This window comes from Mesorhizobium sp. B4-1-1 (genome assembly GCF_006439375.1).
In the GTDB taxonomy this organism is placed as follows: domain Bacteria; phylum Pseudomonadota; class Alphaproteobacteria; order Rhizobiales; family Rhizobiaceae; genus Mesorhizobium.
The window spans coordinates 25799-52165 of sequence record NZ_VFTH01000029.1 but is presented as its reverse complement, the minus strand read 5'-3'; the positions used below and the strand labels follow the sequence as shown (position 1 = coordinate 52165).

General features: G+C 65.2%; 23 protein-coding genes and 2 tRNA genes. 14 read left to right on the top strand and 11 right to left on the bottom strand.

All coding sequences use genetic code 11. From position 1 onward, the window contains the following. Window positions 1–261 precede the first annotated feature (261 nt). The 5 genes from FJW10_RS27645 to hemP form a co-directional block, all read right to left on the bottom strand. A complete protein-coding gene (locus FJW10_RS27645) occupies window positions 262–1050 on the bottom strand; it encodes a heme ABC transporter ATP-binding protein (protein ID WP_140902425.1) in 789 nt (262 codons plus the stop codon). Window positions 1051–1056: 6 nt separating this feature from the next. Next, the gene (locus tag FJW10_RS27640) at window positions 1057–2154 is read right to left on the bottom strand and encodes an iron ABC transporter permease (RefSeq protein WP_140902424.1); all 1098 of its coding nucleotides are present in this window, start codon (window positions 2152–2154) and stop codon (window positions 1057–1059) included. A gap of 6 nt (window positions 2155–2160) precedes the next feature. Continuing rightward, the gene (locus tag FJW10_RS27635; protein ID WP_140902423.1) at window positions 2161–3054 is read right to left on the bottom strand and encodes a hemin ABC transporter substrate-binding protein; all 894 of its coding nucleotides are present in this window, start codon (window positions 3052–3054) and stop codon (window positions 2161–2163) included. Between the two features lie 11 nt (window positions 3055–3065). Next, window positions 3066–4127: a hemin-degrading factor gene (locus tag FJW10_RS27630; protein ID WP_140902422.1), complete on the bottom strand. Its 1062-nt coding sequence runs from the start codon at window positions 4125–4127 to the stop codon at window positions 3066–3068. Between the two features lie 70 nt (window positions 4128–4197). After that, window positions 4198–4404: a hemin uptake protein HemP gene (hemP, locus tag FJW10_RS27625; RefSeq protein WP_140902421.1), complete on the bottom strand. Its 207-nt coding sequence runs from the start codon at window positions 4402–4404 to the stop codon at window positions 4198–4200. Between the two features lie 276 nt (window positions 4405–4680). On the opposite strand from hemP, the gene FJW10_RS27620 reads away from it, so the two are divergent. The 4 genes from FJW10_RS27620 to FJW10_RS27605 all read left to right on the top strand — a co-directional run bounded on the left by FJW10_RS27620 (window position 4681) and on the right by FJW10_RS27605 (window position 8694). Then, the gene (locus FJW10_RS27620; RefSeq protein ID WP_140902426.1) at window positions 4681–6822 is read left to right on the top strand and encodes a TonB-dependent hemoglobin/transferrin/lactoferrin family receptor; all 2142 of its coding nucleotides are present in this window, start codon (window positions 4681–4683) and stop codon (window positions 6820–6822) included. Between the two features lie 7 nt (window positions 6823–6829). Further along, window positions 6830–7258 (top strand): hypothetical protein, encoded by a 429-nt coding sequence (locus FJW10_RS27615; RefSeq protein WP_140902420.1) that lies wholly within the window; start codon window positions 6830–6832, stop codon window positions 7256–7258. A 127-nt stretch (window positions 7259–7385) separates the two neighbouring features. Continuing rightward, window positions 7386–8336: a TonB family protein gene (locus tag FJW10_RS27610; protein ID WP_140902419.1), complete on the top strand. Its 951-nt coding sequence runs from the start codon at window positions 7386–7388 to the stop codon at window positions 8334–8336. Window positions 8337–8379: 43 nt separating this feature from the next. Beyond that, window positions 8380–8694, top strand: coding sequence for an antibiotic biosynthesis monooxygenase (locus FJW10_RS27605; protein WP_140902418.1), 315 nt, complete (start codon window positions 8380–8382; stop codon window positions 8692–8694). A 42-nt stretch (window positions 8695–8736) separates the two neighbouring features. On the opposite strand, the gene putA is transcribed toward FJW10_RS27605, so the two are convergent. Then, window positions 8737–12345, bottom strand: coding sequence for a bifunctional proline dehydrogenase/L-glutamate gamma-semialdehyde dehydrogenase PutA (gene putA / locus FJW10_RS27600; RefSeq protein WP_140902417.1), 3609 nt, complete (start codon window positions 12343–12345; stop codon window positions 8737–8739). A 165-nt stretch (window positions 12346–12510) separates the two neighbouring features. Between putA and FJW10_RS27595 the strand changes: the two genes are divergently transcribed. Continuing rightward, on the top strand, window positions 12511–12963 hold the full coding sequence (locus FJW10_RS27595; protein WP_140902416.1) for an Lrp/AsnC ligand binding domain-containing protein: 453 nt from the start codon (window positions 12511–12513) through the stop codon (window positions 12961–12963). On the opposite strand, the gene FJW10_RS27590 is transcribed toward FJW10_RS27595, so the two are convergent. Both FJW10_RS27590 and FJW10_RS27585 read right to left on the bottom strand, forming a co-directional pair. After that, window positions 12960–14168: a cytochrome c peroxidase gene (locus tag FJW10_RS27590; protein WP_140902415.1), complete on the bottom strand. Its 1209-nt coding sequence runs from the start codon at window positions 14166–14168 to the stop codon at window positions 12960–12962. The two genes, FJW10_RS27595 and FJW10_RS27590, sit on opposite strands and share 4 nt — an antisense overlap. 7 nt (window positions 14169–14175) lie before the next feature. Then, window positions 14176–14619: a FixH family protein gene (locus FJW10_RS27585; RefSeq protein WP_140902414.1), complete on the bottom strand. Its 444-nt coding sequence runs from the start codon at window positions 14617–14619 to the stop codon at window positions 14176–14178. Between the two features lie 159 nt (window positions 14620–14778). On the opposite strand from FJW10_RS27585, the gene FJW10_RS27580 reads away from it, so the two are divergent. Continuing rightward, the gene (locus FJW10_RS27580; protein WP_140902413.1) at window positions 14779–15696 is read left to right on the top strand and encodes a sugar kinase; all 918 of its coding nucleotides are present in this window, start codon (window positions 14779–14781) and stop codon (window positions 15694–15696) included. 45 nt (window positions 15697–15741) lie between these two features. On the opposite strand, the gene FJW10_RS27575 is transcribed toward FJW10_RS27580, so the two are convergent. The 3 genes from FJW10_RS27575 to FJW10_RS27565 all read right to left on the bottom strand — a co-directional run bounded on the left by FJW10_RS27575 (window position 15742) and on the right by FJW10_RS27565 (window position 19594). Beyond that, entirely contained in the window at window positions 15742–16767 is a 1026-nt protein-coding gene (locus FJW10_RS27575; protein WP_140902412.1) for an aldose epimerase family protein, read from the bottom strand. A 95-nt stretch (window positions 16768–16862) separates the two neighbouring features. Next, entirely contained in the window at window positions 16863–18320 is a 1458-nt protein-coding gene (locus FJW10_RS27570; protein ID WP_140647661.1) for an NAD-dependent succinate-semialdehyde dehydrogenase, read from the bottom strand. Between the two features lie 323 nt (window positions 18321–18643). Then, on the bottom strand, window positions 18644–19594 hold the full coding sequence (locus FJW10_RS27565; RefSeq protein ID WP_140902411.1) for an AEC family transporter: 951 nt from the start codon (window positions 19592–19594) through the stop codon (window positions 18644–18646). A 164-nt stretch (window positions 19595–19758) separates the two neighbouring features. Between FJW10_RS27565 and FJW10_RS27560 the strand changes: the two genes are divergently transcribed. The 8 genes from FJW10_RS27560 (at window position 19759) to FJW10_RS27525 (ending at window position 26362) form a co-directional block, all read left to right on the top strand. Next, window positions 19759–20307: a histidine phosphatase family protein gene (locus tag FJW10_RS27560; protein WP_140902410.1), complete on the top strand. Its 549-nt coding sequence runs from the start codon at window positions 19759–19761 to the stop codon at window positions 20305–20307. 210 nt (window positions 20308–20517) lie between these two features. Next, window positions 20518–20591: transfer RNA gene (locus tag FJW10_RS27555), tRNA-OTHER, on the top strand. Between the two features lie 2 nt (window positions 20592–20593). Then, window positions 20594–20663: transfer RNA gene (locus FJW10_RS27550), tRNA-Met, on the top strand. 364 nt (window positions 20664–21027) lie between these two features. After that, window positions 21028–22170 carry a slipin family protein gene (locus FJW10_RS27545; protein ID WP_140902409.1) on the top strand — a complete coding sequence of 381 codons (1143 nt, stop codon included), beginning with the start codon at window positions 21028–21030 and terminating at the stop codon, window positions 22168–22170. 235 nt (window positions 22171–22405) lie between these two features. Next, a complete protein-coding gene (locus tag FJW10_RS27540) occupies window positions 22406–22687 on the top strand; it encodes an acyl carrier protein (protein WP_027167184.1) in 282 nt (93 codons plus the stop codon). Between the two features lie 55 nt (window positions 22688–22742). Continuing rightward, window positions 22743–23930 (top strand): beta-ketoacyl-ACP synthase, encoded by a 1188-nt coding sequence (locus tag FJW10_RS27535; protein ID WP_140902408.1) that lies wholly within the window; start codon window positions 22743–22745, stop codon window positions 23928–23930. A 14-nt stretch (window positions 23931–23944) separates the two neighbouring features. Next, window positions 23945–25216, top strand: a complete 1272-nt coding sequence (locus FJW10_RS27530; RefSeq protein ID WP_140836343.1) for a beta-ketoacyl-ACP synthase — start codon at window positions 23945–23947, stop codon at window positions 25214–25216. A 117-nt stretch (window positions 25217–25333) separates the two neighbouring features. Next, a complete protein-coding gene (locus tag FJW10_RS27525) occupies window positions 25334–26362 on the top strand; it encodes a zinc-binding dehydrogenase (protein ID WP_140902407.1) in 1029 nt (342 codons plus the stop codon). Window positions 26363–26367 lie beyond the last annotated feature (5 nt).

Below are 26367 nucleotides of genomic sequence, written 5' to 3'. Positions count from 1 at the left end.
GCCCATGACTTCCCGGGTGGGGCGCCGCCCATGACTTCGTCATTCTAGGGCGGAGCAAGGAGCGAAGCGGCGCAGCGTAGACCCTAGAATCCATTCCGTAACGTTCGAGCGCCGCAGCGATGCAGAACTGGCGGCGTTAGCGCCAGCGCTCCTTCTGGACCGCTGCTTTCTTCGGTTGATGTCACGGAATGGATCCTCGGGTCTGCGCTGCGTCGCTACGCTCCTTGCTCCGCCCGTGGATGACGAAGTTCACCGCCAAGCCTAAGCCGCCGATTGCGGCAACACGAACGGCATGTTCGCGGCCGGCAGCGCGCCGACCTTGAGCCGGCAGTCGAACACTTTCTCGATCAGCTCGTCATTGAGCACGTCCGTCGGCGAGCCGGCGGCGGCCAGTTGGCCGTGGGAAAGCACGAAAATCCGGTCGGCATACATGGCCGTCAGGTTGAGGTCGTGCAGTATCGCCACCACGCCACCGCCGCGCCGGGCGAAGTCACGGGCGATGTTCATGATGATGAGCTGGTGCTTGACGTCGAGGCTGGAGACAGGTTCGTCGAGGAAGAGATAGCGCGGCCTGCCCTCGAGCACCGGCGCCCAGACCTGGCAGAGCACGCGGGCAAGCTGCACGCGCTGCTGCTCGCCGCCGGAAAGCTCCTGGTAGAAGCGGCCGGCAAAACCGTCGAGGTCGACGCGCGCCAGCGCCCGCTCCGGCAAACGCGCATCCTCGCCGGGCAGCACGCCGGAGCGCCCGCCGATCAGGCCGAGGCGAACGATCTCGCGCACCGTGAAGGGAAAGGACAGCGCTGTCGATTGCGGCAGCACCGCGCGCAGCGTGGCTGCCTCGACAGGCCTCATGGCCGACAGGTCGCGGCCGTTGAGCGTGACGGTGCCGGTATAGGCGAGCTCGCCGGTCAGCGCCTTGAGCAGGGTCGTCTTGCCGGACCCGTTCGGTCCGACGATGGCCGAGACCGCGCCGGGCCGTGCGGCGAAATCGACATGCGAGACGATGCGCTTGCCGCCGATCGCCACCGAGATGTCGCGCGCTTCGATCATGGCAGCTCACAGATCAATGACGCCGCGCTTGCGCAGCAGGATCCACAGGAAGAACGGCGCGCCGGCAACCGCCGTGACGATGCCGATCGGCAATTCGGCCGGCGCGACGATGGTGCGGGCGACCGCGTCGGCTAGCAGAAGCAGCGAGGCGCCGAGCAGAGCGGAAGCCGGCAGCAAATAGCGGTTGTCCGGGCCCATCGCCAGCCGCAGGACATGCGGCACGACGATGCCGATGAAGCCGATGCCGCCGCTGACCGCGACCGAAGCGCCGACCGCCGCCGACACCGCGACGATGGCCGTGTATTTCAGCCGCTGCACCGGAATGCCGAGATGACCCGCGGTCGCTTCGCCCAGCGCCAGCGCGTTGAGGCCGCGCGACAGGAGCGGCATCGCCGATAGCGCCAGCACGATCACCGGCCCCACGGTGCCGATCTTCGGCCATGTCGCGCCGGCAAGCGAACCGAGCTGCCAGAAGGTCAGGTCGCGCAACTGCCGGTCGTCGGCCATGAAGATGAGGATGCCGGTGAGCGCCATGGCAAGAGCGCTGATGGCGATACCGGCAAGCAGCATCGTGGCGACCGACGTCCGCCCCTGGCGCGTGGCGATGGCATAGAGCAGCAACGTCACCGCCAGCCCGCCGAAGAAGGCGGCGAGCGGCAGCGCGAGCGTGCCCAATGCAAGCGTGACGGGCGCAAGCCATGTGGTGCCGAGCACGATGATCGCCACCGCGCCGAGGCTGGAGCCGGCGGAGACCCCGATCAGGCCGGGATCGGCAAGCGGATTGCGGAACAGCCCCTGCATCACCGCGCCACAGACGGCGAGCGCCGCACCGATCAGCGCGCCGAGCAGCACGCGCGGCATGCGGATGTCGTAGACGATCAACTGGTCGCGCGCGGCCAGCGCCGCGTCGGCGGGCATGGCGCCCGTAAACCAGTCGCGGATGACGCGGACGGCGGAGGCGTCGGAGGCGCCTGACGTCAGCGACAGGGACACGCAGAGCGCGAGCGCCAGGCACAAGAGCAGGATGACGAACCTTGCCCGGGCCGAGCGGTCGCCATCGGCCGCCATCACCCTGACCGCGCCGGCAATGGACTGTTCGACCATCGCCGCTCAGTCCGTGACCTGGTTGCCATAGAGCTCGACCGCAAGGTCGTGGATGGCTTCGGCGGTTCGCGGGCCGAAGCCGAGCAGGTAGCCGCCCCACATGCTGATCATCTTGCGGCTGGTGCCCGCCGGTGTCGAGGCGACGGCCGAGTTGGCGAACAGCTCCTCTTCCGAGATCGGCGGTCCGCCGCCCTTCATCGTCAGGATGACATCCGGCCTTGCGCTGACGATCGCCTCGTCGGTCATCCCTTTGTAGCCGGAAAAGCCCTCGACCGCGTTGACCGCGCCGGCAAGCTTGATGATGCCGTCGGCCGCCGTGTCGCTGCCCGCGGCAAGGATCTTGCCGCCTTGCGTCGACAGCACGAACAGCACGCGCTTGCGCTCCTTGATCGCAGCCGTCCGCTTTTCAGCCGCCGTCAGCTTCGCGTCCGTCTCCGCGGCGAGCTTCTCCGCCTTCGCCTCGACCCCCAGCGCCTTGCCGACGATGCGGATCTTTTCGAGGATGCCCTTATGATTGTAGTGGTCCGGCACTTCGATGAAGGGCACGCTCGACTTCTTCAGCACGTCGACCGCTTCTTTCGGACCGCTGCCGTGCAGCGCCAGGATTCCGGTCGGATTGACCGACAGGACACCCTCGGGCGAGAGCGCGCGCATGTAACCGACATCCGGCAGCTTCGCCGCCGCCTCGGGATAGTTGCTGGTCGAATCGCGGGCCACGAGACGGCCTTCCTCGCCGAGCGCGTAGACGATCTCGGTGATCGAGCCGCCTATGGAGGCGATCCGCGAGGCGTCCGGAAAGACGGCCACCCCCTCGTTAACGCCGGCCGGCGGCGCGGTGAACGCGAGCAGGACACCGAGCATCGGCGCAAGCGCCGCGCGGAAACTGAGAACAAAGCGCATTGGGTGCTACCTCATGCAGCGGTCGGATTGGGGATGCGGGGCAGGTTCTCGGCCAGGAGGCGCCAGTCTTCCCGCTCGCCTTCGCCTTCATGACGCTTGCCGAAGAACTGGATGATCATGTCGCCATTGGCGTCATAGGCCTCCAGCGAGGTGACATGGCCGTCCTTGGTGGGCTTCCGCACCGCCCAGACTTCATGGATGTGGTCGGCCCTCAGATGCAGATGGAAGGTCTCGTCGAGCACGTTGATCCACGGGCCCATCGGCTGGACCGACCTGATCGGGCCGGAATGGATCTGGATGCAGCCGCGGTTGCCCACGAAGCACATGATGGGCATCTCGCCTGCCGCCGCGTGATGGAACATGGCGCTCACCGCGTCGTTGTCGAGCAGCCAGGCATAATCCTGGCCCACCATGCGCACCGCCTCGCGGCGGCTGAGCTTCAGCGTCTTCAGCATGCCGAAGAACTGATGCACATCGGTGAGCCGGCTCCAGCGGTCGCGCAGATCGTCGATCGAGGCAACAGAACCCTGCCCCTCACCCTCTCCTTCCGCCGCGCTTGGGAGGATCGCGACTGTCGGCTCCTGGTTCGGCGATTCGAGGCTCGCCACCAATTTCTGGTAGGCATGGAGATTGGATGCGGGCTTCAGATGCACCTTGTGCACCGCCTCGCCCGCCGCATCGAAGAACTGCAGACTGCGGCGGATTTCGCCGCCGTCGCGTTTCTCTACGGCAAAGCCATGCGCCCAGACCTTTGGGAAGACGCGCAGGTCGATGTTTTCGCCGAGCACCATAGCGTTGTGGTTGCCGGTGACGACCTTGTCGTAGACGCCGATCTTTTCATGCACGGCGCTTTCGTTGCGGGTCAGCGCCATCACCTCGCCGACCGCCTCGAGGCCGGTCAGCAGATCGTTGACGCGCGGCTCGACGCGGACAGCGCCGACGCCGCAATGCGCCGCGACCAGCTCCGCTTCCGAAATGCCCAATTGCGCCGAAAGATCGCGCTCCCGCATTTTCGGATTTTCTCCTCGCGCCCGCCGGATTTCCTCCGGCGACGGCTTAACGCGCCGGTCCATGACTTCCACCTGCAATGTTGTCTTCCACCTGTGATGTCTGATCAATGCTCGCCTGTCCCACCGCCGATCCTCACTTGTTGAGGATCAGCTTGCCTTGGCGGGTGATCTTCAGGCGGTAAAGCGCGCCGTGATGCTCGATGCCGATCTCGTGCTCGCCCTGGAACAGCGTGTTGCTGGACAGCGTCCTCACCGCCAACGGCATCCTTTCGTAACGCATCTGCGTGTCCTCCGGGCGGCTGACGCGATAGCGGAAATCGTTGGGATTGTGCGTGTTCATCGGGTCGGTCCTTTCCTCTGACGGCCACCTTGGCCGCAGCCTCATAAAATGCCGATTAAATTCTTGACTAGAATAATCATGTTTACTAGTCAGTGCATTACAGGACTAAATGAGTCAAGATTTAAGACGCCGGACGTGATCAAAAATGCGAGCGAGCCACTGGCCAGCCAGCTGTGAGCCTGAATCTGGAGTTGGGGCATGGGGTTGGTGACTTGGGGACGGACGGGCCTGGCGGGCGACAGCGCGGGCCCGGGCTTCCGATCGTTGGCGCGGGCGATGGCGATATTGATGGCCGGTTCGGCGGTGATCGCGCTTGGCGCGCCCGCCGCCAAAGCGCAGCAGGCCGCGCAGCCGGCGGCCGACCAGCAGCAGGCCGATCAGAAAAAGAAGGCTGATGAAAAGGCCGCGGCCGAAGAAACCCTGCTCGACAAGATCCTCGTCATCAGCCGCACGGGCGAAACGGCGATCCAGTCGCTGGCCTCGGCCAGCCATGTCGACCAGGAGCAACTCGACCGCCGCATGGCGACCACGCCGAACGAAATGCTGCTCGGCGTGCCCGGCGTCGCCGTCCAGGCCGACGCGCGCCGCGTCAGCTCCAGCATCAACATCCGCGGCCTGCAGAATTTCGGCCGCGTCGCGGTCATCGTCGACGGCGCCCGGCAGGACTTCCAGCGCTCGGACCACGGCACGCAGTCGACCTTCTATGTCGATCCCGAGCTCATCAAGTCGGTCGACGTCATCCGCGGTCCGGTCGCCAACACCTACGGTTCCGGCGCCATCGGCGGCGTCGTCTTCTTTGACACCAAGGACGCAGCCGATTTCCTCAAGCCGGAAGAGACCTGGGCCGGATCATTGACCGGGCGCTATGAAAGCAACGGCAAGGGCTGGACCACCAGTGCCACCGGCGCCTACCGGATCAACGAGAACTGGGACGTTCTGGGCAACATCGTCTACCGCGACTACGACGACTACAAGAATGGCGGCGGCGATACCGTTGCCGGCACCGGTTTCGACGTGTTGAGCGGCCTGCTCAAGACCACCATACGCCCGACCGAGGACAGCGAATTGAAGCTCGGCTGGGTCGGCTCGGGCGACGGATGGACGGAAACCAGCGGTGGCGTGCCGGCCAATGACGTCGATCTGAAGTCGAACACCTTCACGGCCCGCTACAACATCACCGACGATGCCAGGAGCTGGCTCGACCTCCACATCAACGCTTCCTACAACAAGACGGTTCTCGACCTGACCACGCTCACCGCGCAGAATCGCTTCGATCCGACCACCGGCCTGCCCGTGGTGCTGCCGGCCGGCTCGCTGTCCACTTTCGATGTCGGCACGACCGGCATCGACATCTGGAACACGTCGCGCTTCGAGACGGCGAGCGTCGCGCACGAATTGACCTATGGCGGCGACTGGGTCGGCGACGATGTCGAGACCGGCGGCACGGTCGGCGGCGACAACTTCTACACGCCATCGGGCAAGCGCAACGTCTCCGGCGCCTATATCCAGGACAAGCTGACCTGGGAGTGGCTCGAGGTCATTGGCGGCCTGCGCTACGACAATTACAGCCTGAAGGACGACACGAATGAGACCTCCGGCGACCGGGTATCGCCGCGCATCACCATCGGCGTCTCGCCCTTCGAAAGCGCCGGCCTGGCCGGACTGCAATTCTACGGCACCTATGCGGAAGGCTATCGATCGCCCTCGCTGACCGAGACGCTGATCAGCGGCAACCATCCGGCCGGCGTCAGCTTCCCGTTCCTGCCCAACCCGAACCTGAAGCCCGAGACCGGCAAGACCGTCGAGTTCGGCGTCAACTACAAGCAGAACGATATCATCGAGGGCGGCGACGCGCTGCGGCTCAAGGCTGCCTATTTCAACAACAATGTCGACGACTACATCGACGGCGTGACGCTCTCGCCCTTCGATCCGACCAGCGGCTGCCCGTTCGGCCCGGGCATTCCGATCTGCTTCCAGTACCAGAACTTCGCCAAGGCCAAGATCAACGGCTTCGAGCTGGAAAGCGTCTACGACGCCGGCTGGGGCTATGCCGGCCTGTCCGCCTCCATCATCAATGGGCACACCATCTCCTATGAAGGCGAGCGCGCCGACCTGGCCACCGCCCCCTCTTCCCAGGTGACGGCCCAGCTCGGCCTGCGCTTCCTCGAGGACAAGCTGACCGTCGGCGGCGAAGTGCAGTACAATGGCAAGCCCAAGGGCAATCCGGTGGCCAAGGACTATACGTTGGTCAACGCCTTCGCCAGCTACCAGGCGACGGACAATCTCAAGCTCGACTTCCGCGCCGACAATCTGTTCGACGTCAAATACACCAACCCGCTCAACGGAAGCACGACCACCGTTCTCTACGAACCCGGCGTCACGCTGAAGCTGGCGGCAACCATGCGCTTTGGAGGTTGAGGAAGACATGAAACGCTTCACGGCATCCTTTCGTCTGCTGACCTCGACGTTTGCGATGGTGCCGGCGTGGGCCCAGTCCGCGCCGGCTCCGGCCCTGAACCTGGAGCTCAATGCGGCGCAGCCTTCGGACAAGGGCTGCCGGCTTACCTTCGTCGTCAACAACGCGCTCGGCGCCGACCTGTCCAAGGCGGCTTTCGAGATTGCGCTGTTCAACGAGGCCGGCGCCGTCGACCGTCTCACCGTGCTCGATTTCAAGGACCTGCCGGCAGGCAAGACCAAGGTCACCCGCTTCGACCTTGCCGGCGCCGACTGCGGCAAGCTCAGCCGCGTGCTGATCAACGGCGCGACGCAATGCGCCGGCAACGGCTTCGAGCCGGCGGCCTGCATGCGCGGCCTGAAAACCTCGACCAGGACCGCCATCGCTTTCGGCGTATAGGGTGGGACTGCATCCGGCCTTCCCGCTTGACGCAATGGCGTGGCCTGCCTGCGGTCCACCGCCATGGGCGGCAACCGATCTTGATTTGACAATTCCTTGTCACGTGCGGCAGGTCTCGGCGCGAGACATGCAGGATATCGATCACCCTTCCGATGCAGGCAGTGAACTGGCGATCAAGCCGGCCGAGCCGCTCACGCGGACGCGGCAATCCGCGCGAGACCGCAGATGGACGGTGGCGATCATCGCCTCCGGCCTGCTCCACGGCGCCGCCGCGGCGGCGTTTCTGATCGCACCCGCGGGGACATTCGACTCCGCGGACCCGATCAGGGCCGAGGGCGCCGACCAGTCCGGCGCCAACGTCATCGGCAGCGCCTTGGATGACCAGGCGTCCGGCGCGGTGGATGTTACCCTGGTGCCGGATCCGCAACCGGCAAAACGCCAAGCCGTCCAGCCCGCTCCGCCGCAACCGGTCAGTGAACAGGTGACGCCTCGGCCTCCGCCGGAAGCCGTCAAGGAGCCGGCCCCGACGCCGGATATCCTGGCAGCCGCCACGCCGCGCCACGATGATCGGAGCGTCCCCACGGACAGCAAGCCGACGCCCGCGATCGAGCCGCAAAGCACACAAGCGCCCCCTGCCGAGCCTGGGCAATCACCGGTCCCGAGCGCGACATCGAGCGCGCCGGCCGGATCGGCGGGGCCAAGTGAACCCGTTGAACCGCGCGGCACGGCGGATGGCGACACGCGCGATGCGCCGGTCATCGCCAGCAAGGGTAAGAAACAGGCCGCCGGCAATGCGCTCGAATCCCGCTACAGCGGTGAAATCCAGAAGAAGCTTGCCCGCGCCAACCGTCGCGTTTCGAAATCGATCCAGGCCAAGGCTCGCAACAATGCCAGGGTGGTTTTCGTCGTCGCGGCCGACGGCAGCGTCAGCGACCTGCAGCTCGCTGAGAGTTCAGGGTCCGCCGAGCTCGATCAGTTCGCTTTGACGCTGGTGCGCAAGCAGGCACCGTTCCCTCCCATTCCGCCCGAGACCGGAAAATCAAGTTGGGTGTTCAAGGCGCGGATCGGCCCTTTTTGAAACTTCGCCATCCTAAGAATTCATCCATTTCGAAAGGAACCAGATGTACATCGCCATGAACCGCTTCAAGGTCCAGAACGGCTCGGAAGAAGCCTTCGAGGACGTCTGGAAGAACCGCGATTCAAGCCTCTCCGAAATGCAGGGATTCAGGGAATTCCACCTGCTGCGCGGTCCGGTCAACGATATCGAGGGCTATACGCTGTTTGCCTCGCACACCGTCTGGGCAAGCCAGGAGGATTTCGTCGCCTGGACGAAATCGGAGAACTTCCGCGCCGCCCATCGCAATGCCGGCGGCTCGAAAGTGCACTATCTCGGCCATCCCCAATTCGAGGGCTTTTCGGTCGTCGAAGGCGCCTGAGCGTCGCCGGTTCGCGACGGCGCTTCCAGCCTTGCTCGCCTGTTATGCAGCCGCCAGCAGGCTGGCGTTACCGCCTGCGGCCGTCGTGTCGACGCAGACCGCGCGCTCATGCGCGTAAGCCGCCGGGTTGAGCACCTCGCTGACCAGCGGCACGATCGGCCCGGCGCGCTCGGCGATCACCTTGCGCACGATCCGTGCCGCCTCTGGCGTGCCGGAGAAGGCGACGACATCGACCCGCAGCGAGCGCGCCTCGACCGGATCGGGCCGGCCGTCGATGGCCGCCAGCGGCAGGCCCTTGCCGGTCAGCGCCGACAGCGCCGCCGGAGCGCCCGGCGCTACCGCCAGCACGGCATTGCCGGCCGCGAGTGCCTGGATCGTCTGGGAAAGCAGCGTCTCGGCATCCGGGCCGAGGCACAGCACCCTTCCGCGCGGCGACAGCGACAGCGTGTTGGCTTCGCCGGTCGGTCCCGGCAGGTCGACCTGGCCGAAATCGAGGCTTGCTGCGGCGGCGATTGCCGCCGCGCCCTTGCCACGCAGATGCTTCCTCAGGATCGCCACGCGATCCGGCCGCGTCGACCAGCCGCCGAGCGTCGGATCCGGCAAATTGTCGGCAAGCTCCGTCGCCGTCACCTTGTGACCCTCGCCAACCTCGGTGCCTGCCTCCGGCCCCTTGCGGAAACGGCGCAGGTAATGCGGCCCACCGGCCTTTGGGCCGGTGCCCGACAGCCCCTCGCCGCCGAAAGGCTGCGAGCCGACGACGGCGCCGATCTGGTTGCGGTTGACATAGATGTTGCCGGCATGGATGCCGTCGACGAAATGCTGGACGCGGCCTTCGATGCGGGTGTGCAGGCCGAAGGTCAGGCCGTAGCCCTTGCGGTTGATGGCGGCGATCACCGCGTCGATCTCGTCGGCATCGAAGGTCGCGACATGCAGCACCGGGCCGAACACCTCGCGCTCCATTTCCTCTATGCCTTTGACGCGGAAGACATGCGGCGCGACGAAACGGCCGGTTGCCGGCGCTTCCAACTTCGCAATCAGCCGGCCTTCCAGCCCTTTCTTCTTGCAATAGTCGCTGATCGAAGCTTGCGCCTCATCGTCGATGACCGGGCCGACATCGGTCGAGATGGCCCAGGGATTGCCGATAGTGAGCGCTTCCATCGCGCCCTTCAGCATCTCCAGCATCTTCTTCTCGACGTCCTTCTGGACGTAGAGCACGCGCAGCGCCGAGCAGCGTTGGCCGGCGCTTTGGAAGGCCGAGGCGAGAATGTCGCGCACCGCCTGCTCCGGCAACGCGGTGGAATCGACGATCATCGCGTTCAAGCCGCCCGTCTCGGCGATCAGCATGGCATCGGGCGCCGCGGTCTCGGCCAGCTGCTTTTCGATCAGCTTGGCGACCTCGGTCGAGCCGGTGAAGCAGACACCCGCAATGCGCGGGTCGGCGGTGAGCGGCGCGCCGACCGACGGGCCGTCGCCCGGCAGAAGCTGGATGACGTCCTCCGGCACACCGGCCTCGCGCAGCATCTCGACGGCGCGGAAGGCGATCAGCGGCGTCTGCTCGGCCGGCTTGGCGACGACCGAATTGCCGGTGACCAAAGCCGCGGCGATCTGGCCGGTGAAGATCGCCAGCGGGAAGTTCCACGGCGAGATGCAGACGATCGCGCCGCGCGCTTGCGTGCCCGCTTCGGCATTAGTCGCCTCGGTCGCGTAATAGCGCAGGAAGTCGACCGCCTCGCGCACCTCGGCGACCCCGTCGGCCAGCGACTTGCCGGCCTCGCGGGTGGCGAGAGCGAAGAATTCGGCGGCATTGGCTTCGTAGAGGTCGGCGGCGCGGTTGAGGATCGCGGCGCGCTCGGCAACCGGGCGCTTCGCCCAGGCGGGTTGCGCGTCGACGGCGATGCGCACGGCGGTCGCCACCTGTTTGGCCGCCGCCTCGTGCACGGTGCCGACGACCTCGTCGGGCTTTGCCGGATTGACGATCTGGCGCGGCTTGCCGTAGCCGGCGGCGCGCGTGACCGGCTTCGCGTGCCAGCGGTCCGTTCCGGCGAATTCCGCCCTCGCCTTGTCGATGGCCGCCAGCGTCACCGGATCGGTGATGTCGAAGCCCCTGGAATTGCGGCGTCCGGCGCCGAAAATCGCGGCGGGGCACGCAATCGCCGGATTGGCGGCCGGCCCCTGCGTCTCGACGGCCTCGAGCGGATCACGCGCGATCTCCTCCGGCTCGACCTCCTCGTCGGTCAACTGGTGGACGAAGGAGGAGTTGGCGCCGTTTTCCAGCAGGCGCCGCACCAGATAGGCAAGCAGGTCGGAATGCGCGCCGACCGGCGCGTAGATGCGGCAGCGCGTGCCTTCGGCCTGGCGCACCGTCTCGTGCAGCGCTTCGCCCATGCCGTGCAGGCGCTGGAACTCGAAGCTGTCGCGGTCCTTCGCCATCGACAGGATGGCCGCCACGGTATGCGCATTGTGGGTGGCGAACTGCGGGTAGATGCGGTCGGTCATCGACAGCAGCTTTTTCGCGCAGGCCAGATACGAAACGTCGGTGTTGGCCTTGCGGGTGAAGACCGGATAGCCGGACAGGCCGAGCGTCTGCGCCCGCTTGATCTCGGTGTCCCAGTACGCGCCCTTGACCAGCCGGACCATGATCCGACGGTCGTATTTTTTCGCGAGCGCGTAGAGCCAGTCGATGGCGAAGGCCGCGCGAGGCCCATAGGCCTGGACGACGACGCCGAACCCGTCCCATCCGGCGAGCTCCGGCTCGGCCAGCACGCGCTCGATGACGTCGAGCGACAGGTCGAGCCGGTCGGCCTCCTCGGCGTCAATGTTGAGGCCCATGCGCGAATGCCGCGCCGCTAGCGCCAGCGACAGAAGCCGCTCGGCCATCACCGGCAGCATCTTTTCCTTCTGCGCCTCTTCGTAGCGCGGGTGCAGCGCCGAGAGCTTCACCGATATGCCGTGGTTGTAACGGATGTCGGGCCCGTTGGAGCCGGAATCGAGCGAGGAGATCGCGTCGGCATAGGCGCGGTGGTAGCGCAGGGCATCGGCTTCCGTGCGGGCCGCTTCGCCCAGCATGTCGAAGGAATAGAGATAGCCCTTCTGCGTCATCGGCCGGCCGCGCTTGATCGCCTCGGCGATGGTGCGTCCGAGCACGAACTGCTCGCCCATCTCGCGCATGGCGGCGGCCACCGCCTTGCGGATCACCGGCTCGCCCAGCCTGCGCACCATGGCGCGCAGCGTGCCTTCGATGCCGCCCTCGCCTTCGTCGAGCACGCGGCCGGTCAGCATCAGCGCCCAGGTCGAGGCGTTGACGAAGATCGAGCTCGAGCCGCCCGAATGCGCCGACCAGTCATGCGGCGCGATCTTGTCGGCGATGAGGTCGTCCATCGTCTCGGTGTCGGGCACACGCAGCAGCGCTTCGGCCAGGCACATCAGCGCCACGCCTTCCTTGGTCGACAGGCCGTAGGCAGAGAGGAAGACCTCCATCAGCCTGGGATCGGTCGAGCCGCGCACCGCGCGCACCAGGTCGGCCGCGCGGGCCGAGATCGCCTTGCGCTCCTCGTCCGACAAGCCCGCCGTCGCCGAAAGGCGCTTCACCGCCTCGTCTTCGTCGGGCAAATAATTGGCGCGGATCTGCTGGCGGATGGCGTCGAGCGGCATGTCGGGTCCGTGAAAGCGAGCGTGAGTGAGCGGTCTGGCGATCACCGGACCGAATGGCGCAAGCTAACACAGCTGCGAAATTTCAGCCGGTCCAAAGAAATCGACAAGGCAGTCCGTTCGATCTATCATATAGGTATTCTTTCAATCGTATTGACTGCAATATCGATGACTGAAGACCAATTGGACCGCATCGACCGCAACATCCTGACCGCGCTTGGGCGCGACGGCCGGCTTTCCATGTCGGAACTTGCAAGCAAGGTCGGCCTGTCGAAGACACCGGTTCAGGCACGCGTGAAGCGGCTGGAGAAGGACGGCTATATCAGAGGCTACCGCGCAGTCATCGACCGCGAGCGCATGGGTGAAGGCCACGTCGCCTTCGTCCAGGTGAAACTGTCGGACACGCGTTCGGCGGCGCTCGACGCCTTCAACCGCGCGGTGCAGGGCGTGGCGGAGATCGAGCAGTGCCACATGATGGCCTCGAGCTTCGACTATCTGTTGAAGGTCCGCACCACCGACATCGCCGCCTATCGGCGGGTGCTCGGCGAGCGCATATCGGCCCTGCCCCACGTCGCCCAGACCTCGACCTTCGTGGCGATGGAAACGGTGAAGGACCGCTAATCCGACAGCGTTTTCAGGAAAGCCACCAGCGCCGCCCGCTCGCGCTCGGAAAGGTCGAGCGAGTGCACTTCGGAAACGCCTTCGACGGCAAGCGGCGCTTTCGAATAATGCGCCACCACCTCGTCGAGTGTCGAGAACTGGCCGGCATGCATGTAGGGCGGCCGGCTTGCGGCGCCCCTGAGCGACGGCGTCTTGTAGGCGCGCATGATCTGCGGACCGTCCTTGACCATGAAGCGCAGCTCGCGGCAGGCGCTTTCGTCGCCGTCACGGAATTTGCCCAGACAGTTGAAAGGGTCGGCCTCTACCTGCGCCACGGCATCGACACGCCCGCGGTCCGGCGGCAAGCCGTCGACGGGCGGCACGCCGGTGTTGTGGAAGGAGTTGTCGGTGAAGCGCGGCCCGTTGTGGCAGGTGACGCAATTGGCCTTGCCGATGAACAGCTTCAGCCCAAGAACCTCCTCCGGCGAAAACACCGCATCCCCTACCGGCTTGGCGCCGGTCGCGAGATCGATGGCAAAACGGTCGAAACGCGTTTGCTGAGGCTCGATCGACCGTTCGAAGGCGGCGATCGCCTTGCCGATATTGGCATAAACGCGGTTGACGTCGTCTTGCTGGCCGGCGGGCATGGCGTTCCACGCCGCCTTCTCGGCATCCGTGCCGAGAGGGCTGGCATTGGCCGGCACGGTCGAAAGGTCCGGCAGCGGCCCGAAGATACGTTCATAGCGCTCGCCGAACCGCTTCTTGATGTAATGCGCGAAAGCGGCCCGGTTGCCTGCCTGCTCCAGCGGATTTTCGAGCGGCGTCAGCGCCTGCGCCCACAGGCTGTCGCGCCTGCCGTCCCAGAAGAACCAGGGATCGCGCGCCACGCCTGCCAGCGGCATGGTGCGGCGGTTGGTGCGGCTGACGCCGACCGCCTGCGGCAGGTCGTCCTGGAACTGGCGGTCGATCTTGTGGCAGGTCGAGCAGGACACCGTCCCGTCGCGGCTCATGCCGACATCGAAGAACAGCGTCGAGCCAAGCGCGGCGGCGGCCGGCACATCCGCATACTGGTTCGTGGTGTCGGGTTTGAGCGAGGGCAAGGTGTTCAACGCCAGTGAGGCGATGGTCTTGTTCTCCGCATCGCTGAACTGCGGCTTGCCGCAACCGCCGAGGAGCAAGAGCGTCGCCAATGCGAGCAGACCTGCAACGCTGGCCAGCCGTCTCATCGCCCGCTCACAACACGACGTTGAAGACGACGGAATCGGACCCGGCCGCCGCCGAAATACCGAAGTGCAGCTGCCACCAGCCGCTCATCGTGAACTTCACGCCGTCGATGCGGTAGCGTCCGTCGCCGAGGTAATCGGTCGCCTGCGGACTGGTCGGCAGGCCGTGATCGTGCTGCGGCATCCCGCCGGAGACGGTGATGGCTGCCCCCTCCACCGGCGCACCGGCGGCGGTCTTCAGCGTCAGCAGCCAGGACTGCAGCTCGCCCTGCCGGATCACCCCGCGTTCCGGCTCGAAGCTCGCGACGAACAGGCCGTTCGCCGTCTTCTTGGAGCGTGAAATGTCCGGGCCGGACGCCGATTGCGGCAGCATCAGATAGACCGCGGCCACGATGCCGATCAGCAGAGCGGCTAGGCCGAGGCCCGCAAGAATGTAACGCCATATCGATGCCAAACCCGTTCCTCTTCGGCTGCTAACGTCGCGGGCCGTTTGTGGCGTCCCGCCCTGCCTGTGGGAAATCGCTTCTGGCGCAAAATTCGCCGCTAGCCAAGCATGGCGCTGCCGGCCGCAAAAAGCTACAGCAACAGGATCTTAGGAAGGGACAAGCCCGGCATGGCCAAGGGTATCGCGTCGATCGGCGAATGCATGCTGGAACTGTCGGGCCAGACCGGCCGGGACTGGCGCATGGGTTTTGCCGGCGATACCTTCAACACGCTCTGGGCGTTGCACGCCTTGAGCCCGGATCGGCCCGCGACCTATGTGTCGGCCTTCGGCGACGACCCCTTCTCGCGCGATCAGATCGCCTTCCTTGCCGAGAACGGCATAGGCGTCGGCAACAGTCCGGTCATTGCCGGCGCTCGCCCCGGCCTTTACGCCATAACGCTCACCGGCGCCGAGCGCGCCTTCACCTACTGGCGAAGCGACGCGGCCGCGCGCCAACTCTCCTCGGATCCGGCCGCGCTCGCAAAAAGCCTTGAAAACCAGGCGCTTGTCTATTTTTCCGGAATCACCCTGGCAATTCTGGACGAGGCCGCGCGGAAAACTTTGCTGACGGCTATAGTTGCGGCCCGGAAGGCCGGTTCGCTCGTCGCCTTCGACCCGAACTATCGGCCGCGTCTGTGGCCAACCCGTGAGATAGCCCAAGCCGCGATCATCGATGCGCTTGCCGTGGCGGACATCTCGCTGCCGACTTTTCCTGACGAGCAGATGCTGTTCGGGGATTCGACGCCACAGGCAACGGCGGAGCGCCTTGGCAAGCTGACCGGCGAGGTCGTGGTCAAGAACGGCGAGCAGCCGGCCCTGATTGCGCTGAACGGCGCTTCGCAAGCCGTTGACGCGGTGCATGTGGCCGCCCCTGTCGACACCACGGGAGCCGGCGATTCCTTCAATGGCGGCTATCTCGCTGCGCGGCTTGCCGGCCATGCGCCCGCCGACGCGGTCCGCCGCGCCCATAAAGTCGCCGCCGCGGTCGTGCAGGTTCGCGGTGCGCTAGCTCCGTTCGAGACTTTGCGGATGGCCTTCGACAGTTAAGCGCTGTCGAAGGTTATGCAGACATCACTTCAACATCGGCAAACTTTAAGGTAAGCGGAACCGATATTCCGTGACCTGATGATAGATCTGTCCCGGCCACAGCGTCGCCGGCGGGAAATAGGGCCGGTTCGGCGCGTCAGGCCAGGTCTGCGCTTCGAGGCAGAGGCCCGAAAACGCCCTGTAGCGGCGGCCGTCGAGCCCCGGCGATGTCGGCGCGACAAACTGACCGCTATAGAGCTGCAGTCCCGGTTCGGTGGTCCACACTTCCATCTCGACGCCGGAATTGGCGCCTTGCACCCAGGCAGCCTGGTGTAGCGGCCCGCGGCTGGAGGCCAGGCAGTAATTCAGGTCATAGCGAAGCTGCTCGCCTTCCATTTCCATGCGCAGCGCCCGCGCCTGCCGGAAATCGAAAGGCGTGCCGTCGACCGGCTTCACCGCGCCGGTCGGGATCATCTCGTCATCGACGGGCGTGTAGGCGCCGGCGTTGAGCATCAACCGATGGTCGAGGATGTCGCCCGCCCCGCCATCGTCGAGATTGAAATAGGAATGCTGCGCGAGGTTGCAGAGCGTCGGCTCCTCGCAGGTTGCGGTCAGTTCCATGCTGAGCGTGCCGGGGATCTTCAGTCGGTAGGTGCAGGTGACGTCGAGCGCGCCCGGGAATCCCATGGTGCCGTCCGGATCGTGCAATGTCAGCGTCACGAAATCGCGGCCGTGCAGCGAGACGGTCCATGGCCGGTGGAAAAAGCCTTCCGAGCCGCCATGCAGCGTGTGCATGCCGAGAAAATTCTGCTCGGTCTGGTAGCGGTTGCCGGCGATGGTGAAGCGGCCGCCGCCAATGCGGTTGGCAAAGCGGCCGACGACGGCCCCAAAGAAGGCGCGGTCGGTCTCGTAGGGTTCGAAACGGTCGTAGCCCAGCACCAGCGGCGCATCGTGGCCGCTGAGCCTGAGATCCTGGACGATGGCGCCCAGCCCGATGATGTTGGCGGTGATGCCGCCGCCGCGAATGGTGAAGCGGCGCACAGCCTCGCCCGCCTGCGTCGTGCCGAAGACCTCGCCGTCTTTCATCGCCATGCCCGAAATGTCATTTCCTGATCCGTGGATTTAGGCCGACGGCGCATCATCCGGCAAGGGCAGGCCAAACGCCTGCCCTGTCCCAAGGATCGATATCAGAGTCCGAGGCCGCCGAAACAGGCATATTTGGTATCGAGATAGTCCTCGATGCCCTGATGCCCGCCTTCGCGGCCGAGACCGGATTCCTTGACGCCGCCGAACGGCGCCTCGGGCGTGGTGATTAGGCCTTCATTGACGCCGACCATGCCGTATTTCAGGCCTTCCATGACCCGGAAGGCGCGGCCGAGATCGCCGGTGTAGAAATAGGCGGCGAGGCCGAACTCGGTGTCGTTGGCCAAGGCGACCGCCTCTTCCTCGGTCTCGAACTTGAACACGGGCGCGATCGGCCCAAAGATCTCTTCCTTCATGAAGCGCATCTTCGGCGTGGCGTCGGCAATGACAGTCGGCTGGAAGAATGAGCCGCCCAGCGCATGGCGCTTGCCGCCGGCGACGACCTTGCCGCCCTTCGAGGTAGCGTCGGCAATGAATTCCTCGACCTTCTCGACAGCCTTCTCGTCGATCAGCGGTCCCTGCTGCACGCCTTCTTCCAGGCCCGAGCCGACCTTCAGATTGTTGCTGGCCGCCGCCAGCTTCTCGACGAACTTGTCGTAGATGCCGGCCTGCACCAGGAAGCGGTTGGTGCACACGCAGGTCTGGCCGGAGTTGCGGTACTTGGCAGTGATGGCGCCGGCCACCGCCCGGTCGACATCTGCGTCGTCGAAGACCAGGAACGGCGCATTGCCGCCGAGCTCCATCGACACTTTCTTGACCGTCGTTGCCGACTTCTGGATGAGGATCTTGCCGACCTCGGTCGAGCCAGTGAAGGTGATCTTCTTGACCAACGGATTGGCGCAGATCTCGTCGCCGATCTCGCCAGCCGAACCTGTCACGACATTGACGACGCCTTTCGGGAAGCCGACTTCCTCGACGAGCGCGCCCCAGGCGAGGCCCGAATAAGGCGTCTGCGAGGCGGGCTTGACCACCGCCGTGCAGCCGGCGGCCAAAGCCGGGCCGATCTTGCGGGCGAGCATCGAGGACGGGAAGTTCCACGGCGTGATGGCGGCGATGACGCCGACCGGCTCCTTGGTCACCAGGATGCGGCGGTCGCCCCACGGCGACGGCACGATGTCGCCATAGACGCGGCGACCCTCCTCGGCGAACCACAGGATGTAGGCCGCGGCCGAGCCGATCTCGCCCTTGGATTCGGCGAGCGACTTGCCCTGCTCGATGGTCAGCAACTCGGCCAGCACGTCCTGATTGTCCATCATCGCGTCATGCAGCTTGCGCAGGAGCTTCGAGCGCTCGAGCGCGGTGGTCTTGCGCCAGCTCTTGAAGGCTTCCTCGGCGGCCTCGATGGCGCGGCGGGTCTCGGCCTTGCCGGCCTTCGGCACGGTGCCGATCTTGAGGCCCGTCGCCGGATTGTTGACGTCGATGGTCTGGCCGCTGTCGGCCTGCACCCATTCACCATTGATGAGATTGGCCTGGCGCATGAAATGACTGGTTTTCTGAAGCATGGTCTGGCCTCCGTTCGGCGCGCTGATCGGCCGTTTTTCTGGATATCCGTTGAAGCGTGCTCAAGAGCCGCACGCTGGCGCATTGCTCTTACCTAGGGAAAGGCGGGCAAGCAATCACAAGATGGCATATAGGGGTTGGGCCAGCAAAGGCGAGCGCGGATTGCTTGCGTGCGAGATTGGTGGAGGGATGTTGAGATTCAGGTCAGGCCGAGCCGAAAATAGCGATTTCCGAGAACCGGAGCGGAGCGTACCTGAAGTACGTGAGCACCGGAAGCGCAGGAAATCGGTGTTTGCAGGCCGGCCTCAGCTGATAACGACATCCCTTATCCGAAGACGTGGATGACCACCGTCAACCAGAACGACATGGTCACCACCGCGCTTGCGGTGGCAAGCGTCATCTGGTTCGAGGCCAGCGCCTGGCCGGTGTTGAACTGGACGGCGATCAGGTAGGAATTGATGCCCGAAGGGAGTGCTGCAACCACCACGGCGACCTTGGCAGTCAGCGGCGGCAGGCCGAGCAGCCACACGAACGCCAGCACCAGCGCCGGCATCAGGAACAGTTTCAGTCCAGACAATGCCAGCGCCGGCCGGATATTGCCGGAGATGCCGAAGCGGCGCAGGCTGAGCCCCATGGCAAACAGCGCCACCGGACCGGCCGTGCCGGCGAGCGTGTCGACCAGCCGTTCGATAAGGTCCGGCAGCGGCGCGCCGGTGAGGCGCCAGGCGAGCCCCGCCAGGATGCCGATGATCAGCGGATTGACGAACAGCCGCCTGAGGAAGCTTTTGACGACGCGCAGCGGATGGATCGTCTCGCCGCTGCCGCGCCCGAACATCTCGAACAGCACGATCGATGCCATCATCATGATCGGCAGGTGGACCGAGACCAGCAGCGACAGCACCTCGAAGCCGCTCGCGCCGAAGATGCCGAGGATGAAGGGCGCGCCGAGCAGCACGACATTGGAAAAGGCCGACGACACGCCGCCGACGATGCCCGCGCGCGCATCTCGCTTGAACAGCCGCGTCATCACCAGATGGCCCGCGGCCCAGGTGATGGCCGCGGCCGCGAAATAGGCGCACCACAGCGACCAAGGCGTGACGCCATGGAAATCCGATTTGACCATGGTCTGGAAGAGCAGCAACGGCATCGCCACGTTGACGGCGAATTCGGAAATGCCCTCCCCGCTCGCCGGCTTCAGATAGAAGGTGAGCCCGGCCAGGTAGCCGAGCGCCACAAGGCTGAAGACGAAGAGGACGGTTTCGGTAAGCGGAGTCATTTTCTGGGCGGAGACATTTTTCCCGTGATAGGCGAGCCCTGTTCGCCATGCAATTGGCGCCGCGCGCCTATCTCCAGGGCCGCTGCTTGTTTTCCGGCCGGCTTTGCGATCCCTATATGCCGATCACGGTCTTGGCCCCCCGCCGGGCCGCCAAAGGACTTCCGATGCTGCGAATTGTTCTGGCGCTTTTTCTCCTGGCCGCTCCGAGCCTTGCACACGCGACAGACGCCGGCTGGGCGTTGCTGCGCGATGGCGGCCATGTCGTGCTGCTTCGCCATGCCTTCGTCACCGGAGCTGCCGACCCGGCCAATTTCGACATCGGCAATTGCGCCACGCAGCTCAACCTGTCGGAGCGCGGCAAGCAGCAGGCAAGCCGCATCGGCGCGCTGGTCGCGGCGCGCGCGGCCCCGATCGATCACGTGCTCTCCAGCCGCTACTGCCGCTGCCTCGACACTGCCCGCATTGCTTTCGAAGCCGAGCCGCAGCCCTTCGCGCCGCTCGACCTGCTGAAAACCGACCCGGCCGAAAAGGCCGCGCAAATGGAAGCGGTCATGAAGGAGATCCGCGGCTATTCCGGCTCCGACAATCTGGTGCTGGTCACGCATCTGGAAAACATCGAGGCGCTCACCGGCGTAACGCCGCGCGAGGGCGAAGCCGTGGTGGTGGCGCCGGAAGGCGACGGCCTCAAGGTGCTCGGCCGCGTCACTTTCTGAGGGCGCGGCTCGCTACCGTGGCCGAAATGCCACATCTGGAAGAAGCTGCAAATCCGCCGCGACATGCCACTTGCGACAACCCGTCGCAGGGTCTATAGGCGCGCTCCCGGTCACGAAAACCGAAGCGAGCACAACGGTTGGAGCTTTCGTCTCCGCCCGTGCAGGCGGCTTTGCCGCCCTGTATACGGCGCCGTTTCGGGGATTGGGATCGCGGATGTAGCTCAGAGGGAGAGCGCCGGATTGGGGTCCGGAGGTCGGGGGTTCGAGTCCCTTCATCAGCACCACGGATAGCTCAGGTTGGGTAGAGCATCAGACTCATAATCTGACGGTCGAAGGTTCGAATCCTTCTCCATTGGCCTCGAAAGCCAGCACCCTGCACGGTGTTATTCGAAAATCGGTCCGGGGACCGGAATGCGAGGACTTCAACGACGGCAGGGCTTAGGCCTTGCCCGGCGGCGATGTTCTGCGCCATCGGCTCGCGGCCAGGCCCGCGGTGACGATCAAGGCGCGGCGCGGCCGGCAAGGGAAGCTTCGGCTTCCGGCGCCCGCTTCGCCGCCCCGCGATCCGCTCCCGAAGGCCCGCCGCGGATCGATGCCACCGGTCCCTGGATCATTCGTGCCCAGGACATGAAGTACGACGACGTGAAACGAGAAAACGAAAGGATGATCGACGCATGACGTGACGCCTCGCATGGGGCCATGCCCGACAGGAGTAAGACAATGAAGACCATTCTCGAAAAGCTTCTTGGACGCCAGCGCGTCCTCGTGAAGGAAAACGAACGTGCCGTCGCCCTCTACAAGGGCGAGATCCAGGCGATCCTGATGCCGGGCGAACATTGGCTCGCCAACCGGCGCGGAAACCTGGAAATCTCCAGGCACGACCTGAAGAACCCCGAATTCGTTTCGGCATACGAGAAGGCGTTGTTCGACAAGCTCCCGGACGTGGCCGCGCGTCATTTCACCGTCGCTCGCACCGGGCGCACGGACGTCGCCGTCATCGAGCGCGACGGCGCCCTCCATGCTGTTCTGGCTCCCGACCGTAAGCTCGTGCTTTGGACCGATGCCGGACCGTGGAAGGTGACGTCTGTCGATACGGCAGCCGATCTCGCCGTCGATCCGGACTTGATGCGCCGGATCGGCCAGGCCCGGAAGGCGGAGCACATCTTCGTCAATCCGGTCGTGGACGGCCAGGTCGGGCTGCTCTTCGTGGACGGCGTCTTTGCCCGCACGCTTGAAGCGGGCGTGCACGCCTTCTGGAGTGTCGGCCGCATGGTCCAGGTGAAGGTCGTCGACATCAAGCGGCAGTCGCTCGATGTCGCCGGGCAGGAAATGCTGACCAGGGATCGCGTGACGATCCGCGTCAACATCGCCGCCGAATACCGGGTCGTCGATCCGGTCAAGGCGGTAAGCACGGTGAAGGACTTCTCCGAAGCCCTCTACCGCGCCCTGCAGTATGCCTTCCGCAAGACGCTTGGCGCGCTCACGCTCGACCAGATCCTCGACAAGAAGGTGACGGTCGACGAGGACGCGGCGGCCAAGGTGCGCGACGACATGGCCGCGATCGGCGTCGAGGTCAGCGATATCGCCCTCAAGGATGTGATCCTGCCGGGCGATATGCGCGAGATCCTCAACCAGGTGGTCGCGGCCGAGAAGCAGGCCGAGGCCAACGTCATCCGGCGCCGTGAGGAGACGAACGCCACGCGTTCGCTGCTCAACACCGCCAAGGTGATGGCCGAGAACCCGGTGATGCTGCGGCTGAAGGAGCTCGAGGCTCTGGAAACCATCGCCGGCAAGGTCGAGCGGCTCACCGTCCACAACGGGACGGGCGGGCTGCTCAACGACCTGGTCAAGCTCCGCGACTGACGCGTGTCGCCCAAAAGTGGTTCCGGTTTTGGAACAACGACATGCATCGGAATAGAAAGCTGACGTTGCGTAAAATGGGAAGGGCCGCCGGATCGACCGGCGGCCCTTCTTGCGTTCCCAAAGCCGGCATCCCATCTGCCCCGGCGCATCAGGCCTTTTCCTGCCGGGAAAAACCGATTAGACAGCGCCCAAACAAGATGCGGACAGATTCCGCCCGCAACCGAAGGAAGAGCCCTTGTCCACCACGTTCGAGAAAGTCGCCAAGATCATTGCCGACACCAGCGAGATCGATATCGACACCATCACGCCCGAGAGCCACACCATCGACGATCTCGGCATCGACAGCCTCGATTTCCTCGACATCGTCTTTGCCATCGACAAGGAATTCGGCATCAAGGTGCCGCTCGAGAAGTGGACGCAGGAGGTCAATGACGGCAAGGCCTCGACCGACGACTACTTCGTCATGAAGAACCTGTGCGCCAAGATCGACGCGCTGGTCGCGGCCAAGGCCGCCTGAGCCGGCTCGGGCGCGGTCTTGACGCGCCCTGCCAGCTGACCCACAACAGCCGCCCATGAGTTCTCACGACGTCGTCATCACCGGCATCGGCCTTGTCTCTTCGCTTGGAGAGGGTCCGGATGCGCATTGGCAGAAGCTCACCCGACCGGGCCTTGAGCCGGTGCTCGAGGCAGAGCGCTTTGCGCCTTACACCATCCATCCCCTGCCCGAGATCGACTGGAACCTGCAGATCGCCAAGCGCGGCGACCAGCGCCAGATGGAAACCTGGCAGCGCCTCGGCACCTATGTCGCCGGTCTGGCGCTGGATGACGCCGGCATCAAGGGCGACGACGAGCTTTGCACGACCATGGACATGGTGGTGGCGGCCGGTGGCGGCGAGCGCGACGAAGCCGTCGATGCCGCGATCCTCGCGGCCTCCGAGAGCCGCAACGACCGCGACGTGCTGCTCAACGAGAAGCTGACCACGGAACTGCGGCCGACCCTGTTCCTGGCCCAGCTCTCCAACCTGCTCGCCGGCAACATCTCGATCGTTCACAAGGTCACCGGCTCCTCCCGCACCTTCATGGGCGAGGAAGGCGCCGGCGTCTCGGCCGTCGAGACGGCGGCCGCGCGCATCCGCTCGGGACAGTCGACCCATGTTCTGGTCGGCGGCGCCTTTCAGACCGAGCATTCCGACATGCTGCTCGGCTATGAGCTGGCCGGTTACCTGCATCGCGGCCCATGGAAGCCGGTCTGGCAACGCCAGGGCGCCGAAGGCGGCGGTGTGGTGACGGGCTCCGGCGGCGCCTTCCTGGTGCTGGAACAGCGCGAGCACGCGCAAAACCGGGGCCGCAAGATCTACGCCGAACTTGGCCCCGTCATCTCCGGCCGCGCCAGGCGCCGGCGCGGTGAACTGAATGCCGAAATCGCCGCATTGCTGAAGCAGGCCTCCCTTCCCGACGGCGATCTGCTGACGATTTCCGCCGCCTCCGGCGCCCACGCCGCGACGGCGGCCGAAAAGGCGGTGCTCGACGCCAACGCGGCCTTGGCCGTGCGTGCCTTCTCGACATTGACCGGCCATATGAAGGAGGCTCAATTCCCCTTTGCGGTTGCGCTCGCGGCAATGGCCGTCGACCGCAGGGCCGCCTATCCTGTCTTCGATGCCACAGTGGAACGGCAATTCGAGGGCGCGCCCAATAGCGTCCTTGCAACGGCGATCGGCTATCACCAATTCGAGGGCCTGGGGCTGATCAAGGCCGCCTAGAAAGAGACGCAAACATGGCCAATCTCCGAGACCATATGGGCAGGCCTGTCGTCGCCGTGACCGGCATCGGCGTGGTGACCTCGCTCGGCGTCGGCAAGAAAGACAACTGGGCGGCGCTGACCTCGGGCAAATCCGGCATCCATCCGATCACCCGCTTTCCGGTCGATCAGCTCAACACCCGCATTTCCGGCATGGTCGACTTCCTGCCGTCGAGCTCTAAGGGCGCCAGCCACCTCACCTACGAGCTGGCCGAGACCGCGGCCCAGGAAGCCGTCTCGGAGGCTGGGTTGGAGTCCGGCGATTTCGGTGGCCCGCTGTTCCTGGCCTCGCCGCCGGTCGAGCTCGACTGGACCGACCGCTTCTCGCTCTATAATTCCGACAAGCAGGACGCTGGTGCCGAAAGGTTGCTGCGCGTAGCGCGCGGGTTGAAGGAGCTGGATGTCTTCGAGACCACGCAGTTCGGCTCGATCGCCGACCGGCTGGCCGACCGCTTCGGCACGCGCGGCCTGCCGATCACGCTGTCGACCGCCTGCGCCTCGGGCGCCACCGCCATCCAGCTCGGGGTCGAGGCGATCCGTCGCGGCGAATGCGACAAGGCGCTGTCGATCGGCGCCGACGGCTCGGCAACCGCCGAAGCGCTGATCCGCTTCTCGCTGCTCTCGGCCCTTTCCACCCACAACGATATCCCCGAGAAGGCCTCAAAGCCCTTCTCCAAGGACCGCGACGGCTTCGTGCTGGCGGAAGGCTCCGGCGCGCTTGTGCTGGAATCGCTGGAAGCCGCCCTTGCGCGCGGCGCGACGATCCTCGGCATCATGCGCGGCTGCGGCGAGAAGGCCGACGATTTCCACCGCACCCGCTCCAAGCCCGACGGCTCGCCGGCTATCGCGGCCGTGCGTGCCGCCCTTGCCGATGCGGGCCTTGGCGAAGACGAGATCGATTACGTCAACGCGCACGGCACCTCGACGCCTGAAAACGACAAGATGGAGCACCTGTCGCTGTCCACCGTCTTCGGCGAGCGCATCGGCTCGATGCCGATCTCGTCCAACAAGTCGATGATCGGCCACACGCTGTCGGCCGCCGGCGCGGTCGAGGCCGCCTTTTCGCTGCTGACCATGCGCGAAAGCGTCATCCCGCCGACGATCAACTACGACAATCCCGATCCGGCTATCGTGCTCGATGTCGTGCCGAACAAGAAGCGCAACGCCGAAGTCGGCACGGTTTTGTCGAATTCCTTCGGCTTCGGCGGCCAGAACACCTGCCTTGTCATGGCGCGGGAACCGGTCTAAGCGGATTTTTTCCGCTAATGCATGTCGCGCAAAAGTGAAATCGGTTTTGCTACAACGACATGCATGAAACAAAGAACTAAAGCGCATCGCGCTTTAGAGCAGAACCTGACAGGCCACATGCGCGCATTGCAACTTATCGAGGACCGCCGCCTTGAAACGGTGGACCTGCCGCCTCCCCCGCCGCCTTCGCTGGGCGAAGTGACGCTCCGCATCAAGGCGGTGGCGCTCAACCATATCGACGTCTGGGGCTGGCGCGGCATGGCGTTCGCCAAGCGCAAGCTGCCGCTGGTCGTCGGGGCGGAAGCCTCGGGCGAGGTCGAAGCGGTCGGCCCTGGCGTTTCCGGCCTTCTGCCGGGCCAATTGGTGTCGATCTACGGCGCGCGCACCTGCGGGCTCTGCCGTGCCTGCCGCGAAGGCCGCGACAATCTCTGCGAGCATGTTTCCGGCGTCCATGGCTTCCATCTCGATGGCTTCGCCCAGGAAAAGATCAACCTGCCGGCGCGCCTTCTGGTGCCCGCGCCTCCCGGCGTCACCGAAATCGGCGCGGCGGTCGCTCCGGTCACCTTCGGCACGGTCGAGCACATGCTGTTCGACAACGCGAAGCTGGAACCGGGCGAAACCGTTCTCGTCCATGCCGGCGGCTCCGGCATCGGCTCCGCTGCCATCCAACTCGCCAAGAAGATGGGTTGCACGGTGATCACCACGGTCGGCTCGAACGACAAGATCGACAAGGCCAAGGCGCTTGGCGCCGATCATGTCATCAACTACCGCGAGGATCGTTTCGAAGGCGTGGTGCGCAAGCTGACAAGGAAGAAGGGCGTCGACGTCGTCTTCGAGCATGTCGGCGCCGACACCTTCGCCGGCTCCATGCTGTCCTTGAAGCGCGGCGGCCGTCTCGTCACCTGCGGTTCGACCTCCGGCGTGTCGACGCAAGTCAACCTGATGCAGCTCTTCCAGCAGCAGCTGAAACTGCTCGGCTCCTTCGGCTGCCGCATGGAGAACATGGCCAACGCCATGCAGAAGATGGCGGCGGGGCTCGTTGCCCCGGTCATCGATACCGAAGTCGGCTTCGACGACATCGACGCCGCGCTGAAGCGCATGGAAGGCCGCGACGTCTTCGGCAAGATCATCCTGCGCGTTTCCTAGGACAG

What these genes read in the sequence shown, in the direction of transcription:
- FJW10_RS27535 (WP_140902408.1), top strand. Translation starts at nt 22,743, where the DNA reads ATGAGTTCTCACGACGTCGTCATCACCGGCATCGGCCTTGTCTCTTCG.
- FJW10_RS27620 (WP_140902426.1), top strand. Translation starts at nt 4,681, where the DNA reads ATGGCGATATTGATGGCCGGTTCGGCGGTGATCGCGCTTGGCGCGCCC.
- FJW10_RS27525 (WP_140902407.1), top strand. Translation starts at nt 25,334, where the DNA reads ATGCGCGCATTGCAACTTATCGAGGACCGCCGCCTTGAAACGGTGGAC.
- FJW10_RS27640 (WP_140902424.1), bottom strand. Translation starts at nt 2,154, where the DNA reads ATGGTCGAACAGTCCATTGCCGGCGCGGTCAGGGTGATGGCGGCCGAT.
- FJW10_RS27545 (WP_140902409.1), top strand. Translation starts at nt 21,028, where the DNA reads ATGAAGACCATTCTCGAAAAGCTTCTTGGACGCCAGCGCGTCCTCGTG.
- hemP (WP_140902421.1), bottom strand. Translation starts at nt 4,404, where the DNA reads ATGAACACGCACAATCCCAACGATTTCCGCTATCGCGTCAGCCGCCCG.
- FJW10_RS27530 (WP_140836343.1), top strand. Translation starts at nt 23,945, where the DNA reads ATGGCCAATCTCCGAGACCATATGGGCAGGCCTGTCGTCGCCGTGACC.
- FJW10_RS27560 (WP_140902410.1), top strand. Translation starts at nt 19,759, where the DNA reads ATGCTGCGAATTGTTCTGGCGCTTTTTCTCCTGGCCGCTCCGAGCCTT.
- FJW10_RS27610 (WP_140902419.1), top strand. Translation starts at nt 7,386, where the DNA reads ATGCAGGATATCGATCACCCTTCCGATGCAGGCAGTGAACTGGCGATC.
- FJW10_RS27590 (WP_140902415.1), bottom strand. Translation starts at nt 14,168, where the DNA reads ATGAGACGGCTGGCCAGCGTTGCAGGTCTGCTCGCATTGGCGACGCTC.
- FJW10_RS27605 (WP_140902418.1), top strand. Translation starts at nt 8,380, where the DNA reads ATGTACATCGCCATGAACCGCTTCAAGGTCCAGAACGGCTCGGAAGAA.
- FJW10_RS27570 (WP_140647661.1), bottom strand. Translation starts at nt 18,320, where the DNA reads ATGCTTCAGAAAACCAGTCATTTCATGCGCCAGGCCAATCTCATCAAT.
- FJW10_RS27575 (WP_140902412.1), bottom strand. Translation starts at nt 16,767, where the DNA reads ATGGCGATGAAAGACGGCGAGGTCTTCGGCACGACGCAGGCGGGCGAG.
- FJW10_RS27595 (WP_140902416.1), top strand. Translation starts at nt 12,511, where the DNA reads ATGACTGAAGACCAATTGGACCGCATCGACCGCAACATCCTGACCGCG.
- FJW10_RS27630 (WP_140902422.1), bottom strand. Translation starts at nt 4,127, where the DNA reads ATGGACCGGCGCGTTAAGCCGTCGCCGGAGGAAATCCGGCGGGCGCGA.
- FJW10_RS27580 (WP_140902413.1), top strand. Translation starts at nt 14,779, where the DNA reads ATGGCCAAGGGTATCGCGTCGATCGGCGAATGCATGCTGGAACTGTCG.
- FJW10_RS27615 (WP_140902420.1), top strand. Translation starts at nt 6,830, where the DNA reads ATGAAACGCTTCACGGCATCCTTTCGTCTGCTGACCTCGACGTTTGCG.
- FJW10_RS27645 (WP_140902425.1), bottom strand. Translation starts at nt 1,050, where the DNA reads ATGATCGAAGCGCGCGACATCTCGGTGGCGATCGGCGGCAAGCGCATC.
- putA (WP_140902417.1), bottom strand. Translation starts at nt 12,345, where the DNA reads ATGCCGCTCGACGCCATCCGCCAGCAGATCCGCGCCAATTATTTGCCC.
- FJW10_RS27565 (WP_140902411.1), bottom strand. Translation starts at nt 19,594, where the DNA reads ATGACTCCGCTTACCGAAACCGTCCTCTTCGTCTTCAGCCTTGTGGCG.
- FJW10_RS27635 (WP_140902423.1), bottom strand. Translation starts at nt 3,054, where the DNA reads ATGCGCTTTGTTCTCAGTTTCCGCGCGGCGCTTGCGCCGATGCTCGGT.